A 15,140-nucleotide genomic window follows, 5' to 3' on the forward strand; every position below is an offset into this window, starting at 1 on the left:
ATGTTTCTGTTCTTCAGCTTGTAGTTTTCCTAGCGGCCTCCTCCCCACAAGATCTCGCGGTGTTGCAGTTGCCTTTCGCTAGTAGTTAGCATTTAATGGAACCCATTAAATGGTGATCTTCCCAAAGGGGACTTCCACCGCACTAGTTCACGCCCATACTGGGCGTACCAAGCGCATATTGTCGGGCTGGTTTTCCACCTCGCTCCAAACCACCCACAAATGCGACTGTTAAATGCACAAGGAATCTCGTGGATATTCTAAATAATCGAGAAATTGCAATTGCCATATGGCTACTGATAATTTCTGTTTATATCTATTCATCCTCAAAGATGGCTGATGTCAGAACCGCTTTTAAACGTGTGTTATCGGCCTTCTTTGTAAGACAAATTATTTCTGTCCTTTGCCTGATGGTTGCTTATATGGCAATTGTCATTTATTGGCTTGCTGAGTTGGATCTATGGAATGCTGAGCAGCTCAAAAATACTGTTTTTTGGTGTGCATCCGTTGGGTTCATGTCAATGTTTAAGCTCGAACAGTTCAAAAAAGACAAAAGCTTCTTCAGACACTCAGTCTTAGATAATTTAAAACTGCTGGCAATCCTTCAATTTGTCGTTGGCGTATATACTTTCTCCCTTTGGATCGAAGTTCTTCTAGTTCCAGTTTTGGCGTTAATTGCGGCTATGCTAGCTATTGCTGAAACCGACAAAAAATATCATCAAGTAAAGGTTCTTTTAGAATATTGCCTGTCTTTATTCGGAATAGTCTTAATTGCTTATACCTTGTACATGTTAACGACCAAATTTGGCGAGTTTGGGAAAGAGAAAACTGCATACGACTTCTTTGTTCCCCCATTATTGACTCTGTGTTATTTACCGTTTGTTTACATTATGTTGGTTTATTCATCATATGAGCAGGTCTTTATCCGTCTTAAATTCTCAATAAAAAATAGATTCAATAGATATGTAGCTAAACTCTACGCAATTGCATTGTTTAATCTTCGTGTAAATCTACTAGAAAGATGGTCATATCAAGTCGCCAGAGTAAACATAGAATCACATTCTGATCTGGTGGATACCTTTAAGCACGTATTTAAAGTGAGATCTTCTGAGAGAAATCCAAAGGAAGTACCAATAGAGCAGGGTTGGAGCCCTTATAAAGCGAAAGACTGATCCTACCCACCAACGACGGACACTCTCTTAAGCGATAAACTACGCAGCAGAGGTGCTCTATGACAAGATCAAATAAACCAACCAAAACCACTCGTAAACAGTACTCAGAGGAATATAGAAAGGATGCCCTAGCACTTGCGCTCAAAGTTGGGGTAAGCGTTGCCGCTAAACAGCTTGGGTTACATCCTTCTCAGATTTACGGATGGCGAAGCAAGGCTAAGTTACATCAGAGCCGAGGGGATGCCGAGAGAGAGCTGGCCACAGAGAATGCTCGCCTTAAGCGGCAGCTGGCTGAGCAGGCAGAGGAGCTAGCGATCTTAAAAAAGGCCGCAGCGTACTTTGCAAAGAGCCTGAAATGAGGTACGCCTTCATGCAAAAGCACAGGCATGAATTCAGCATCAAAGCGATGGCCAAGGTATTGAACGTATCTCGCAGTGGGTTTTACGACTGGGTGTCAAGATCGGCCGGCCAATCCAGGTACCAGCAGTACCGAATGCAGCTCGATAGCTTGGTACAGCAGCGCTTTATAGCCAGTAAAGAACGTAGTGGCTCTCCTCGCCTGACGAAGGAATTGGCCAGTGAGGGGAGTAAATATAATCAAAAAACAATTGCTGCCAGCATGCGTCGACAGGGCCTACGGGCTAAAGCCGCCAAGAGATATAAAGCCACAACCTATTCAAAACATGGTCTGCCAGTAGCTCCAAATCTGCTCGAGCAGAACTTCAATGCTGAAGGGCCGAATCAGAAATGGGCTGGGGATATAACCTACCTGCGAACGGAAGAAGGTTGGTTATATCTGGCTGTAGTGATAGACCTATATAGTCGGCTAGTTATTGGTTGGGCGATGTCAGAAACGATGACAGCTACATTGGTCTGTGACGCTCTTCAAATGGCTTTATGGCGACGTAAGAAACCTACGAATGTTATCGTGCATACTGACAGGGGAAGCCAGTATTGCTCTAAAGATTATCAATCTTTGATTACAGCTTATGGTCTGCGGTGCAGCATGAGCGCCAAAGGTAATTGCTATGATAACGCTTGTGCAGAAACATTCTTTCACTCACTTAAGGTAGAAGCAATCCATGGTAACCGCTTTCCCACAAGGTGCCTCATGCGAGAGACCGTATTTGAGTATATAGAGATAGACTACAATCGAAATCGCTTACACAGCGCCAATGGCTATCTCAGCCCTGAGGCGTTTGAGGAACAACTAGTCGCTTAGTGGTGTGTCCGTTGTTGATGGGTAGGATCAGACTTCCTGGTAAACAAAGGATTAAATACGGGGTTCTATAATAGGATTTTCGAAGAGGAGTGGTCAGCATCATCTCGAATGGAGGAGTTTAACGATGGCATTATCCCTGACAACATCGCTTACTACGTTGAGGGTTCTGAAGAGATTGCAAATGTACTAAAGCTTAAAGTTAACGTGAACGATGCTGCCAGATCCAAGCAGGCTTGTGAAAAGCTAGAGGGTATGGCAGAAGCTTTGTGCAACTCTAGTTTAAACTTGTCTTTGCCTGAAGGTATGAAAAACGCTATTTCAAATTGCGAACCATATTCTGAGAAATGTAAAGATAAAACAATTTCATTAGTTGTAGAGAGTTGGCCTAACCATAGGTTTAATGGGTATGACCTCAAATTTGTCATATCAAGCATTTAAATCGGGTAGCCGGTTGTTTCTAGCTACCGGCCCCCCACACCACCCATCACAAGAAGCAATCTAGGACAGCCAATGACTGGAGGGTGGTGCAGACGGCAAGCTAGGACGACAACCAAAGACTGGGGGAGGCCGGCAAAAGAGCTAGCTCCCTCTCTGGCGGCTCTTTCTCTTTGGTTTACAGGTAAAGGAGATTAAATACTTGGAATTGGTCTTCAGGCTATTGGGATCGCTGTTTTTTGATAAAAGGGCGGTAATCGTGCTGTTGAGTACTTGAGGCCGGGGTAGATTAGCAGGGCGTAGCTGAGAGGAGGCGCCGACAGTCGCTTATACCGTGTACCCAGCGCTTATCGAGTTGAGCACAAACTTTTTGTACAACCTCTACCGATCCAACCAAGCCTTTAAAGCGACTTTCAAAGTTCCGGCTGAGATAGAGCCAGTGCTTGGGTGAAATACCGAGTCGCTCCAGAATAGGAGGTATGTTTTCGGCAATACAACCCCGTTTTCTTGAGTCTAAATGCCGGCCGCTCCAGTCCACTAACTCCAAATAGTGATCCAGCTGGAAAGGAAGCCCTTTCGGCATATTCAAACGCTCACCGCCGACAAACGGAAGTAGATTTTTGGGCTGCTTACCTGAGACTGCCGCACGAATACGCTGTTGAATCGAAGTGTAATCAGACTCTTCAGGTGTCTTGGCAATATTGGCACGGATGGGGTTTAGGTCTACATAGGCCATACAGGCGGCGAGTGCTCTTTCATCCAGTAAAGCCTGAGACTTGAACCGGCCTTCCCAAAAACGGCCGGTACAGTTGTCTTCAGCATTGGCCTGGCGGGCGATGGATTCATTTAAACAGCGCATAAACCAGCTGATATCCATTAGACGCTCCCGCCATAGGGAAACGACCTCTTTTAGCCTGTCTTCCTCAGCGTGATCGAGAGTATCGCCCTGAAGATAGCGCTGGGCCAAGCTAGAGGCTTTGAAGAGCTGTTGCCAGCGAGTAATTACCTCTGTAAGAGACCACTTGTTAGCCGATTTTGTGTCGATATAGAGCACTATATGGTAGTGATTACTCATTACTGCATAGGCAGCAATATCTAGCGCAAACACCTCGGCTAACTTATGCATACGGCTTTCATTCCATTCGCGCCGATACTCGTAATCTTTTCCGGATTTACTATCTCTGCCACAGAGAAATGCACGGCGTACACAGCGGGAGACACAGTGATAGTACGGTGTTGTATCAAGAGATATCTGGGTGCTTCGCGGTAGAGTCATCGGCTGCACACGCACCTAGCTGTATACATATACAGTATTTTGTGGGATTTCAATCTTTTGTCAATAGGGATGGCGGTTTATACTTTCTATTTGGTGGGTGTCCAGGATTAACTGACCCCATTAGTTCACGCCCATACTGGGCGAAGCACGATCGCCCACAAAACATGCGGACTGGACAGCCCACGCTTCACCTCGGCCGCTCGAGTGTTGAGCATTATGCGGGAAATCTAATACGATGAAGAGAGAAGGGATTTATTATATAAAGCTAAAAAAGCCGTATTTCGACTTATCAAAAGGCGATTTATTGTATATCGGAAAAGGCAATGATGTTGATTCTCGCCTTAAAGCTGAGTTGGGTTTAAAATCCAGCCATGCAACCTTTTTTAGATCTTTAGGCTTATTATTAAATAAAGAGGTTGCTGAAAACTCCGGAAAGAAAGGCACTGGTTACAATTTTAAGTTTAAAAAACCACATGAAATTGTTAAGTGGATCGAAGAATATGTTGAGCATGAAGTAAAATACTGTAAATGGAGGGAGGTAGAGGAAAAAGAAATACGCAAGCACAAACCTTTGCTTAACATTGTATACAATACGCAACATTGCCATTCAGAGCTAACCAGCTTAAGAAAACAAGCTCATGAAATTGCCAAAAAGTAAAGTATCGCATAAATCGGGTAGCCGATAGTTTCTAGCTACCGCCCCCTGCGGGTCCGCAATGGGCAGTTCCCTATCCGTAATGAATCTCTACCCAAAAGTGAGGCGCTGCTATGTTCTACCACTTTTTTCTATCTCCGCGATGGTGGGGCTAGCGGGTTGGGCCTACATATGAATCAGCGGCCACGCTGACAGCTTGACAGTGGAAAGCTAAACAAATCTCCCCAGATAAGAACGTGAATTTTCACTACACAACTGCATCATTGACTCTACCGATTAGATCACCCGGCTTTGGCTCCCCTGGCCACCTCGCCTTCAGGCTAAGCCCTATAGGATGTATCTGTCCGTCAGCTCATAGCTTTACTAGCTGATTCCTACCCACAAGATCTCACAGTATTGCAGTTGCCATTCGCTAGTAGTTAGCATTTAATGGAAACCATTAAATGGTGACCTTCCTAAAGGGGACTTTTAGCCCACTCCCATACTGGGCGTACCAAGGACCTGTAATTTGACCTCCGTCCGCTGTCACCTTTTTTGCAAAAAAACTGCACAATAGGTGTCAATATCCTCCGACAATTGAAGGGCCGCTAGCGAATATCACAAGGAAGAAACATGTTAGCAACACATCAGGATGCCGAAAGGCGATATGAATCATTTAGAGAAATGGCTAGAGACGCCATATTGAAAGAGCTTCCCTATACCGATAGAAACAACATTCGTCTCAGTAACATTTGTCAAAAAGCCCTAATGCAGGCAAAGCTATGGGATGAAGACCCCAATAGGCGAGTTGATTGGCCTTGGGATAGTGGCTATCAGGATTATTCATATAGAAATCCCAAGCGATTTGAACTGGCCACCTGGTATGGAAATACCCTTGCAGGCCTAAGCTTAGGTAGACCTAGCTACGCAGGCACACGACTTCGCCTAGAATTTATCGAATCTAGGCCGTCTTCAAGTCCTCTTAGAGGGCGGATTGTTCCTATAACCATCTCAGTTGCCGAGTTGTATGCAAATGTTATTGGAGCTGATGAATTACGCATAATTGACCCAATTGATGAAAAATTGATCGAATACTATTCGTCATTCGGATATACATACAGCAAAGCTGCTAGTGAAAAGAATCACAAGCACTATCTTGTGAAGGCCATCTCATGAGCAAGAACGAAAGAAAAAAACCATTAACTCCTGAAGAGCTTAGAAAGAGAGCTAAGAAGATTCTTCAAGATAACCCAACATACATAAATGATGAACCATCGGTTGTCGGATCACCAGAGACACTAACTGAAGAGATTGAGGATGATGATGAACCAACAAACGACAAAAAGTGATAAAGAGGCTAAATCGGAAGAAGAAGCAAAAAGAAAGATCGCCCAAAAATTGCATTCTTTGCCGATTAAATCAAAACCGCAGGGCCCACCCCAGCGCTAAATCGGATAGCCGGTAGTTTCTAGCTACCGGCCCCCACACCACCCATCATTCGAGTCCGCAACGGCCGGTTCCCTATCCGTAATGAGTCTCTACCCAACGAAGTTGTCGAGCAAGTCTTGGGTTGATTGTCACGGCAATGCGCGCCCCCAACTTTAACCGACTGGAAACATATCGGTTGGCTAGCCCTGTCTTTTAAATCCTGGAATTTGGCTACTATGCTGTTGGCTGACTTCTGTTTAATCACCTTGGCCATTACCGACTGCAGCGCTGCTATGTCCCACCACTTTTGCCTATCCCCACGATGGTGGCTAGCGGTTTGGGCCTACTTATGAGTCAACGGCCACGGTGATAGCTTCACAGCAGCAAGCTAAACGGATCTCCCCAGATAAGAACGTGGACTTTCACTACACAGCTGCATCATTGACCCTACCCGTTAGATCACCCGGCTTCGGTGCCCCTGGCCACCTCGCCTCCAGACTGAGCCTTATAGGATGTTTCGGTCCGTCAGCTCATAGCTTTACTAGCCGCTTCCTCCCCACAAGCCCCCCAGTGTTGCAGTTGCCATTCGCTAATAGTTAGCATTTAATGGAACCCATTAAATGGTGATCCTCCTACAGGGGACTTTCACCCATTAGTTCACGCCCATGCTGGGTGTACCAATCAGCCGACCGCAAAAGCCTCGGCTGATTGAGGCGTTACATATACAATGAGGTACAACCTTGAAACTACTCTTAATCATTGGCATATGCTTAGCTTCTTATGCTCTCTATGCCAGCATGAAGAAGGCTGGTAACCCAACACATCCATTAAGTAGCTTGGCATCATTAATTTCTAACTCTAGTGAGAAGGTAAGTACCGATATAAATCTGTATTTAAATTCACCTGAATCATTCTTGAAAAAATATGAGTTCGAACTCAGAGAAAGAGATATTGAATCAGTAGATGAGATGTCTGATTCCGTCGTTGTAGTAGAAATTTTACTGAAGAATAAATTTCTTATATACGTAGATGGCGATCATGAACCAAATGATGCATTGTTACAATTAAACATCCTTTCAAAGGAAAAACTACAGACAGCAGACTCATACAATGAGATCATGGATTCCTATAGATCAAGTAAGTATGGCATTGCAACTTTCCTACAGGATGGTGAATGGCCCTCTTTGTTTAAATGCGCAAACGAAGCAGGCTTTAAGCTTCTTGCTGTTGATGAAGATTCTGATTCTTTGCCATTAATCCTTGTGCCACTTGAGAAATCTCAAGAAATTCTAAAGGCGTTTAGAGAGGCAAGACTTAAGACCTATTTTTCAAGTAAATAAATGTAAATTGGGTAACCGGTAGTTTCTAGCTACCGGCCCTTAGACCACCCATCGTTCAGGCCAGTAATGGCCGGTTCCCTATCCGAAATGAATCTCTACCCAGCGATAGTGTCATGGCAGTGGACTCTGGTTATTTGCCTACCCATTTGCGGTCTTTTTTGATAGGAGTTTTGAATTAATGATCTCAGAACTTAGATTGAGTGTTCTACTTCGAGGAGAGAAGTTTTCTCCAAGGGAAGCAGAGAATGTCACAGGGCTTAGACTTCAAGACAAATTAGAGCTTGGTGAGATTTCTCCGAGGGGGCGCTATCGAGGTAAGCCTGTACCCTATGGTACTGCTCAGCTAGAAGTTCCCGCCGAAATACCATATGAAGATAGGTTGATGTGGATAATTCGAGCCCTCGAAGTAAACCTTAAACAGCTATATGAATGTGGTGCTGAAGAGACAAGAATTTATGCAGGTTACTTCTATAAAGATCAATGCAATTTTGGCTTTAGCAGGGAGGAGTTGTCGTCAATAGCAAAACTTGATATAGATTTTGCTATATCGTGTTACGACATGTCAGATGAGGAATAAATGCACTAAATCGGATAGCCGATAGTTTCTAGCTACCGCCCCCGATACCACCCATCGCGCGAGTCGTTATTGGGCGGCTCCCTTTCCGTAATAAATCTCTACCCAACGATAATGTCGAGTAGCTCCTCATTTGAATAAAGTATCATGGCGGTGCGCAACTTCCGAGTCAGTGGCCACGCTGACAGCTTCACAGCAGCAAGCTAAACAGATATCCCCAGATAAAAACATGAACTTTCACCACACAACTGCATCATTGACTCTATCCACTATATCACTCGGCTGGGTGTCCTTGGCCACCTCGCCCCCAGGCTAAGTCTTAAAAAATACTTCTATTCGTCAGCTCGTAATTTTGCTAGCGGCCTCCTCCCCACAAGACCTCACGGTGTTGTAGTTGCCATTCGCTAGTAGTTAGCATTTAATGGAACCCATTAAATGGTGATCTTCCTGCAGGGGACTTTCACCCCATTAGTCTACGCCCATGCTGGGCGTACCAAGTTGCCACACAATCGACCTCCGATCTATGGGCAAAGCGTTATGCAAATTAAGGATGAGTAGAATTGAATATAGATGTTAATATAACGAAGGAAGATTTTTTAACTTATAGTCGGTTTGCTTGTTCCAGGATTGTCTCCCCAAAATCTTCGAATAGTAAAAATACTGGGGTTAACTTAATTATTTGGATCTGTATCGCCTTTGGCTTTTTATTTCTGTTAAATTACTACGATATAAAGTTGAGTCAACTTCACTGGCCGTCGGCTATCTTTGCCACAATCCCGTTTTTAATTTTTACTTATCTCTTCATGCGTAACATGAAGAGAATTGAACTGGGATCTATTCCAAGGGATGATGGCCTTGTTGTTGGCAAGAGAGTTCTAGAATTCAGCAATGATGGAATCAAAGATACTTGTGAGTTAGGTCACTTCTTTTACAAATGGAAGGCCGTACAAGAAATAGTTTCTCACAATGGCAGCATTTATTTGTTCCTTGATACCCTCTTAGCTCAAATAATCCCAAAAAGTAGCTTTAAAAATGAATCAGAGCATAATGAAATTTTAGAGTATATAAATACAATACATAATAAAGCAATTAATAGAGTGCAGTAAAATTCTCCTATTATTGTGGCTTTATACATAAATTATTATGAGAAAAAAACTTGCAAATTTAACCATGATGCTGGCAGCTTTCATCGCCTCCATCGGTTCAATTCTATTTTACTATGGACAAAGTATTACGTTTGAAGTACTGCTTAGTGAAAACATTGAAATCGGACTTCACCTCATTATTGGCTTTGCTCTCTCTATAATTATCTCCGCTCTATTATTGTCCAATATTAAGTTCAAAAAATCGCATAAGTTAGCTTTCTTTTTGGCATTGCTTACCTACTCAATCTATGGAGTATCTGGGCTCTACATAACTTTGATTGGTTCCCTCATTCCGACATGGCTTGCTTTTCAATACTGGCGCGCAGAAAAAGCCTAAATCAGGTGGCCGGTAGTTTCTAGCTACCGGGCCCCACACCACCCATCGTACGGGCCCACAATGGGCGGCTCCCCGGAGCAATCTAGGACAGCGGACAGCAATCTAGGACAGCAATCTAGGACCGACAGCAATCTAGGACAGCCAATGACTAGAGAGTGGTGCCGGCAATAGAGCTAGCTCCCTCTCTGGCGGCTCTTTCTTTTTGGTTTACAGGTAAAGGAGATTAAATACTTGGAATTGGTCTTCAGGCTATTGGGATCGCTGTTTTTCGATAAAAGCGCGGTAATCGTGCTGTTGAGTACTTGAGGCCGGGGCAGATTAGCAGGGCGTAGCTGAGAGGAGGCGCCGACAGTCGCTTATACCGTGTACCCAGCGTTTATCGAGTTGAGCACAAACTTTTTGTACAACCTCTACCGATCCCACCAAGCCTTTAAAGCGACTTTCAAAGTTCCGGCTGAGATAGAGCCAGTGCTTGGGTGAAATGCCGAGTCGCTCCAGAATAGGAGGTATGTTTTTGGCAATACAACCCCGTTTTCTTGGGTCTAAATGCCGGCCGCTCCAGTCCACTAGCTCCAAATAGTGATCCAGCTGGAAAGGAAGCCCTTTCGGCATATTCAAACGCTCACCGCCGACAAACGGACTTAGATTTTTGGGCTGCTTACCTGAGACTGCCGCACGAATACGCCGTTGAATCGAAGTGTAATCAGACTCTTCAGGTGTCTGGGCAATATTGGCACGGATGGGGTTAAGGTCTACATAGGCCATACAGGCGGCGAGTGCTCTTTCATCCAGTAAAGCCTGAGACTTGAACCGGCCCTCCCAAAAGCGGCCTGTACAGTTGTCTTCAGCATTGGCCTGGCGGGCGATGGATTCATTTAAACAGCGCATAAACCAGCTGATATCCATTAGACGCTCCCGCCATAGGGAAACGACCTCTTTTAGCCTGTCTTCTTCAGCGTGATCGAGAGTATCGCCCTGAAGATAGCGCTGGGCCAAGCTAGAGGCTTTGAAGAGTTTTTTCCAGCGAGTAATTACCTCTGCAAGAGACCACTTGTTAGCCGATTTTGTGTCGATATAGAGCACTATATGGTAGTGGTTACTCATTACTGCATAGGCTGCAATATCTAACGCAAACACCTCGGCTAACTTATGCATACGGCTTTCAATCCATTCGCGCCGATGCTCGTAATCTTTTCCGGATTCAGTATCTCTGCCACAGAGAAATGCACGCCGTACACAGCGGGAGACACAGTGATAGTACGGTGTTGCATCAAGAGATATCTGGGTGCTTCGCGGTAGAGTCATCGGCTGCACGCATGCTTATATGTATAAACATACAGCATTTTGTGGGATTTTAATCTTTTGTCAATAGGGCTGGCGGTTTATACTTTCTATTTGGTGGGTGTCCAGGATAGTTGTTCCTTTGGTGGGTGTCCAGGATAGTTGTTCGTTGCCATTCGCCAGTAGTTAGCATTTAATAGAATCCATTAAAAGGCGATTTCCCTAAAGGGGACTTTCGCTCCATTAGTCCGCGCCCATGCAGGGGCTACCAAAGCGTGCAACCTGACGGTTTTACCGCCGGCTCGTTAGGCGATCGCGCCATCAACAATATTACAAGGAAGAAATAATGATATTGGAAACTACACTAACCAAACATGAAGCTATTTCTAAATTTAGGGAGCAAAATAGGATAGCTAAGCCGGTTATTTATCTAAAGCAACTTGATAAACAAATGATTTATCGAATGGGAAAAAATGATACTACAAGAATAACCAGATTAAGACATCATGAAGATAGCCGCCCAATGAAGAGTGTTAATAAAAGAACGGGGATTGAAACCTCGAAGAGGAATGAAATAATCACCTTCAAAGAAAACGATGAGCTTTATGTATTAGAAAAATCAGGCGGCGTCTCTTTATTTGATGCTATGAGCCCAAAACTAAAAATGGGAAAAAATGATTGCTGGTATTATGTGCCAAAGAATGTCGTTATACCAGAGGGAATTCTTATCGCCAAGGATGTTGAGCCTGACGCATATGGACATTTTCACTATGCTTTCCAGCCTGCATACAGCATGAAATTATCAGAATTCACTGATAAACTGAGTGAAATTGGAACACAGATGAGAAAGGTATGAGTGAGTTAAGAGAATTATCTTATAAGGAAATATCATATATCCGTTCAGCTTTGGAAGGTTATATTGGTCTTTTGAAGCTAGATATTGAATCTGAAGATACAGATGATGATGAAAGAATGGATCTTCAAGAAGATTTACTGTTTTATGAAAAACTTCTGTATACTTTTCAGAAATCTGAGAAGCAATCTGTTGATTTAAAACAAATTCAATCTATCGCCATCAAGAAAAGGTAGCGCTTAGTATTTAGTTTCGCCACCTAAATTGGGTAACCGATAGTTTCTAACTACCGGCCCCCACACTACCCATCGTGCGAGTTCACAATGGGCGGTTCCCGATCCGCAATGAATTTCTATCCAGCGATAGTGTCGAGCAGCTCTTCATTTGAGTAGAGTATCACTGCGGTGCGCTACTTCCAAGTCAGCGGCCACGCCGACAACTTCACAGAAACAAGCTAAACTGATCTCCGCAGATAAGAGCGTGAACTTTCACTACACAACTACATCATTGACTCTGCCCGTTAGATCATCTGGCTTCGGTGATCTTCCCCACCTCGCCTACGAGCTCAGCCTTATAGGATATTTCTGTTTATCAGTTCGTGGTCTTACCAGCGGTTTCCTCTCCACAAAACCTCACGATATTACAGTTGCCATTCGCTGGTAGTTAGCATTAAATGGTGATCCTCCTACAGGGGACTTTCATTCCATTAGTTCACGCCGATGCTGGGAATACCAAGTGTAGGCAGCACCGCCCCTTTGGGGCTGGACAATCACGCTACGCTCCAGCAACTACTGGTAAAATCGTTATGTGGAAGTATATATATTGAAGAAATTATCGGTACTGTTGAGTACTATTCTTTATATATCTTGTACGAATAACATCCCATATATCCCCATCGCGAAGGATAACTACGGGGATGATACTCCTGGCTACAAAGAGAAAAACTTAGGCAGTGGTCGCTACGATATTGAAGTGTGGGGGTACGAAAATACTAAAGAAGAATTGTATGTATATTATCTGCATAGGCGATCCCAAGAGCTCTGTAAATCTGGATATACATATATACCCAGTGAAGTTGTAGAGATCGTTATGGTATCTAGTGGCAGGCAACCCAAAGTGAATTCAGGTAGATTGTGGAGTATACAGTGTGTAAATCCATAGCTGCCACATGAATCGGGTAGCCGGTAGTTTCTAACTACTAGCCCCCACACTACCCATCATGCGAGTCTGCAATGAGCAGCTTCCAATCCGTAATGAATATCTACCCAGCAGAAGATCTAGGACAGCCAAAGACTGGGAGGTGGTGCCGCCGAACCTGCACAAGCTTCCTTTGAATAGACCGCTGAATCTGGCATTATGCACTTAAACCATTATCGTTAAACTAATAAAGGATAAGCTTAATAATCGCGTTTTTATCCTTTCATGATTCGTACGGAAGTGAAATTCATATGGAAAAAAGTTACAAATTAAAACCTGACCAAATAGAACGACTGGTTCCAGACATTGGATTCGCTTTTGCTACAGATATGATAACCGTAGAAGGAAAGAATGTTGATTATATGGTGAGACAGCAGCCTGATCGTGAAGATGATAGTGGCTGGATATTCTATGGTGGCGGCGAAACACAAGAGTATATGGATAATTCTAATAACACTTCTCTTTTAAGTATTAATACAGTCGCAAATTATGACCCAGAAATTATCGGATTTCTTACCTACCCTCCCGGAACCGAGATAGAACGAAATAAAGACGGACGATTGCAAGTCGTAACATCCACAGTTAATGAGCCGGAGGTGGTCTTTCTTCCTCCTGTCGATAGAGGCCCTATTAAGATTTCAAAAAACTGGAGCTTTAATATTTCAGGCCATATGCTAAAACGCCTCGATAAGGGAAGCCTCGTAATTTGGCGCCCGGAGTTTACTATCTGGTTAGGCTCTTATGATGCAAATGGTGCTGGAATAGAAGAAAGGATTAGCAACGTAATCAAAACTGCGTCACCAGATAAAACTGACTTTCTAGAAATTCAAGAAGATGGCGTTCACAAGATCAAATATCACTTACAAGAAGTTACAGATGGAAAAGAACAAAACGCTGTATATATTTTCGCCTTAACTGACAATCAAGAAATACACATGGCGATATATTATGACAACCCTAACGATTTGCTAGAAATTGAAGAAATTTGGAAAACACTCAAGTATACAGGCATATAAATCGGGTAGTCGGTAGTTTCTAGCTACCGGCCCCCACACCACCCATCGTACAGGTCCGCAATAGTCAGTTCTCTATCCATCATGAATCCCTACCCAACGATAGTGTCGAGCAGCTCTTCATTTGAGTTGGGTGTCATCGCTGTGAGCTACTTCTGAATCAGCAGCTACGCCGACAACTTGAAAGCAGCAAGCTAAACAGATCTCTCCAGATAAGAACGTAAGCTTTCACTACACAACTGCATCATTGACTCTGCCCGTTATCGGTATCCTTAGCCACATCGTCTCCAGCCTAAGCCTTATAGGATATTTCTATTTGCCAGCGCGTAGTTTTGCTAGCGGTTTCTTCCCCACAAGACCAGGTGGTGTTGCAGTTGTCATTCGCTAGTAATTATCATTTAATGGGACCCATTGGTCCACGCCCATCAGGGCGTACCAAGCGTGGGCACGCCGACGAAACTGGCGCTGCGCTTCAATTTTGCTCTTGCTACGAGCGTGAGGGGTACGCATGGATATTACGATTGATGGGCCAACTTTCTACGACCAAGAGGATGAAAATATTTTCTTTTCCTGTATCTATCAGCTTCCTGATTACAAACAGGTGCGAGGTCATGGAATGGAGCTAACTATCAGCTTTAACCACTCACCTTCAGATGAGGCCATAATTAAGTTATTGGTAATCTGTAGGCGCTGGCATATTAATGCAAATATACTTGAGCGCTTTAAACGTAAAACAAATTTAGAGTGCTACTTGTGGCAAAATGAAATCCCACAATCAAGCACCTAACAAATAAAAGCTGTACGCCCTACGGGCTGGACGTGCTAACGTGCACCGCTGCTTTGGGCATTATGTGTAGTGGCGAGAAAAAATGAAAACCTTTGCATTAGGCTTGATTATCATTGGTAGTGTCATTGGTCTGTTGAACTGGGGATCAGGGCTCAATGCTTTAATAAAGGAAGGTAGTACATCATTTCTCCCATATATAGGCGGTATAATTTGTTTGGGTGGGGTATATTTACATCCAACATTGAACTTGTCATATTATTGGTGGGTTGCTTTAATCATAGACTTTACATTGCTTCCATTAATATTAGTGTTAGCTTGTCAAACTGCTAGAAATATAGGAAGACATGAAAACACATAAACCGGGTAACTGGTAGTTCTTAGCTACCGGCCCCCACACCACCCATCGTGTGGGTCCGTAATGGGAGGTTCCCAGGTAATCCTCCTACATG

General features: G+C 43.8%; 17 protein-coding genes. 15 read left to right on the forward strand and 2 right to left on the reverse strand.

The window, feature by feature from the left end; genetic code table 11:
- Nucleotides 1-248: 248 nt before the first annotated feature.
- The 3 genes from P0078_RS08600 to P0078_RS08610 all read left to right on the forward strand — a co-directional run bounded on the left by P0078_RS08600 (nucleotide 249) and on the right by P0078_RS08610 (nucleotide 2,829).
- Nucleotides 249-1,169 carry a hypothetical protein gene (locus P0078_RS08600; RefSeq protein ID WP_282933992.1) on the forward strand — a complete coding sequence of 307 codons (921 nt, stop codon included), beginning with the start codon at nucleotides 249-251 and terminating at the stop codon, nucleotides 1,167-1,169.
- 59 nt (nucleotides 1,170-1,228) lie between these two features.
- Nucleotides 1,229-2,391 (forward strand): IS3 family transposase gene (locus P0078_RS08605; protein WP_282931542.1). Its coding sequence is split into 2 segments (ribosomal slippage): nucleotides 1,229-1,487 and nucleotides 1,487-2,391, totalling 1,164 coding nucleotides; the frame shifts between segments, so codons are not numbered across the junction.
- A gap of 108 nt (nucleotides 2,392-2,499) precedes the next feature.
- Nucleotides 2,500-2,829: a hypothetical protein gene (locus P0078_RS08610; protein WP_282933993.1), complete on the forward strand. Its 330-nt coding sequence runs from the start codon at nucleotides 2,500-2,502 to the stop codon at nucleotides 2,827-2,829.
- 286 nt (nucleotides 2,830-3,115) lie between these two features.
- Here P0078_RS08610 and P0078_RS08615 read toward each other — a convergent pair whose 3' ends face one another.
- Nucleotides 3,116-4,102 carry a transposase gene (locus P0078_RS08615; RefSeq protein WP_282933994.1) on the reverse strand — a complete coding sequence of 329 codons (987 nt, stop codon included), beginning with the start codon at nucleotides 4,100-4,102 and terminating at the stop codon, nucleotides 3,116-3,118.
- Nucleotides 4,103-4,337: 235 nt separating this feature from the next.
- Between P0078_RS08615 and P0078_RS08620 the strand changes: the two genes are divergently transcribed.
- From P0078_RS08620 to P0078_RS08650, 7 genes are all read left to right on the forward strand, one after another.
- Nucleotides 4,338-4,760, forward strand: coding sequence for a GIY-YIG nuclease family protein (locus tag P0078_RS08620; RefSeq protein ID WP_282933995.1), 423 nt, complete (start codon nucleotides 4,338-4,340; stop codon nucleotides 4,758-4,760).
- 609 nt (nucleotides 4,761-5,369) lie between these two features.
- Entirely contained in the window at nucleotides 5,370-5,912 is a 543-nt protein-coding gene (locus P0078_RS08625; protein WP_282933996.1) for a hypothetical protein, read from the forward strand.
- Complete coding sequence (locus P0078_RS08630) at nucleotides 5,909-6,085, forward strand: hypothetical protein (RefSeq protein WP_282933997.1); 177 nt, start codon at nucleotides 5,909-5,911, stop codon at nucleotides 6,083-6,085. Before P0078_RS08625 ends, P0078_RS08630 begins: the two co-directional genes overlap by 4 nt.
- An 819-nt stretch (nucleotides 6,086-6,904) precedes the next feature.
- Nucleotides 6,905-7,504 carry a DUF6630 family protein gene (locus P0078_RS08635; RefSeq protein WP_282933998.1) on the forward strand — a complete coding sequence of 200 codons (600 nt, stop codon included), beginning with the start codon at nucleotides 6,905-6,907 and terminating at the stop codon, nucleotides 7,502-7,504.
- Nucleotides 7,505-7,682: 178 nt separating this feature from the next.
- On the forward strand, nucleotides 7,683-8,081 hold the full coding sequence (locus P0078_RS08640; RefSeq protein ID WP_282933999.1) for a hypothetical protein: 399 nt from the start codon (nucleotides 7,683-7,685) through the stop codon (nucleotides 8,079-8,081).
- 557 nt (nucleotides 8,082-8,638) lie between these two features.
- Nucleotides 8,639-9,184 (forward strand): YcxB family protein, encoded by a 546-nt coding sequence (locus P0078_RS08645; RefSeq protein ID WP_282934000.1) that lies wholly within the window; start codon nucleotides 8,639-8,641, stop codon nucleotides 9,182-9,184.
- 37 nt (nucleotides 9,185-9,221) lie between these two features.
- Nucleotides 9,222-9,560 (forward strand): hypothetical protein, encoded by a 339-nt coding sequence (locus P0078_RS08650; protein ID WP_282934001.1) that lies wholly within the window; start codon nucleotides 9,222-9,224, stop codon nucleotides 9,558-9,560.
- Nucleotides 9,561-9,878: 318 nt separating this feature from the next.
- Here P0078_RS08650 and P0078_RS08655 read toward each other — a convergent pair whose 3' ends face one another.
- A complete protein-coding gene (locus P0078_RS08655) occupies nucleotides 9,879-10,865 on the reverse strand; it encodes a transposase (protein ID WP_282934002.1) in 987 nt (328 codons plus the stop codon).
- A 322-nt stretch (nucleotides 10,866-11,187) separates the two neighbouring features.
- Here P0078_RS08655 and P0078_RS08660 point away from each other — a divergent pair, with 322 nt between their 5' ends.
- The 5 genes from P0078_RS08660 to P0078_RS08680 all read left to right on the forward strand — a co-directional run bounded on the left by P0078_RS08660 (nucleotide 11,188) and on the right by P0078_RS08680 (nucleotide 15,049).
- Nucleotides 11,188-11,697: a Tse2 family ADP-ribosyltransferase toxin gene (locus tag P0078_RS08660; RefSeq protein ID WP_282934003.1), complete on the forward strand. Its 510-nt coding sequence runs from the start codon at nucleotides 11,188-11,190 to the stop codon at nucleotides 11,695-11,697.
- The gene (locus P0078_RS08665) at nucleotides 11,694-11,930 is read left to right on the forward strand and encodes a hypothetical protein (protein ID WP_282934004.1); all 237 of its coding nucleotides are present in this window, start codon (nucleotides 11,694-11,696) and stop codon (nucleotides 11,928-11,930) included. The genes P0078_RS08660 and P0078_RS08665 overlap by 4 nt, the downstream gene beginning before the upstream one ends.
- A gap of 1,212 nt (nucleotides 11,931-13,142) precedes the next feature.
- Nucleotides 13,143-13,907, forward strand: coding sequence for a DUF2185 domain-containing protein (locus P0078_RS08670; RefSeq protein ID WP_282934005.1), 765 nt, complete (start codon nucleotides 13,143-13,145; stop codon nucleotides 13,905-13,907).
- 505 nt (nucleotides 13,908-14,412) lie between these two features.
- On the forward strand, nucleotides 14,413-14,691 hold the full coding sequence (locus P0078_RS08675; RefSeq protein ID WP_282934006.1) for a hypothetical protein: 279 nt from the start codon (nucleotides 14,413-14,415) through the stop codon (nucleotides 14,689-14,691).
- A gap of 82 nt (nucleotides 14,692-14,773) precedes the next feature.
- Nucleotides 14,774-15,049 (forward strand): hypothetical protein, encoded by a 276-nt coding sequence (locus P0078_RS08680; protein ID WP_282934007.1) that lies wholly within the window; start codon nucleotides 14,774-14,776, stop codon nucleotides 15,047-15,049.
- Nucleotides 15,050-15,140 lie beyond the last annotated feature (91 nt).

The sequence above is a fragment of the Microbulbifer sp. VAAF005 genome (genome assembly GCF_030012985.1).
Classification (GTDB): domain Bacteria; phylum Pseudomonadota; class Gammaproteobacteria; order Pseudomonadales; family Cellvibrionaceae; genus Microbulbifer.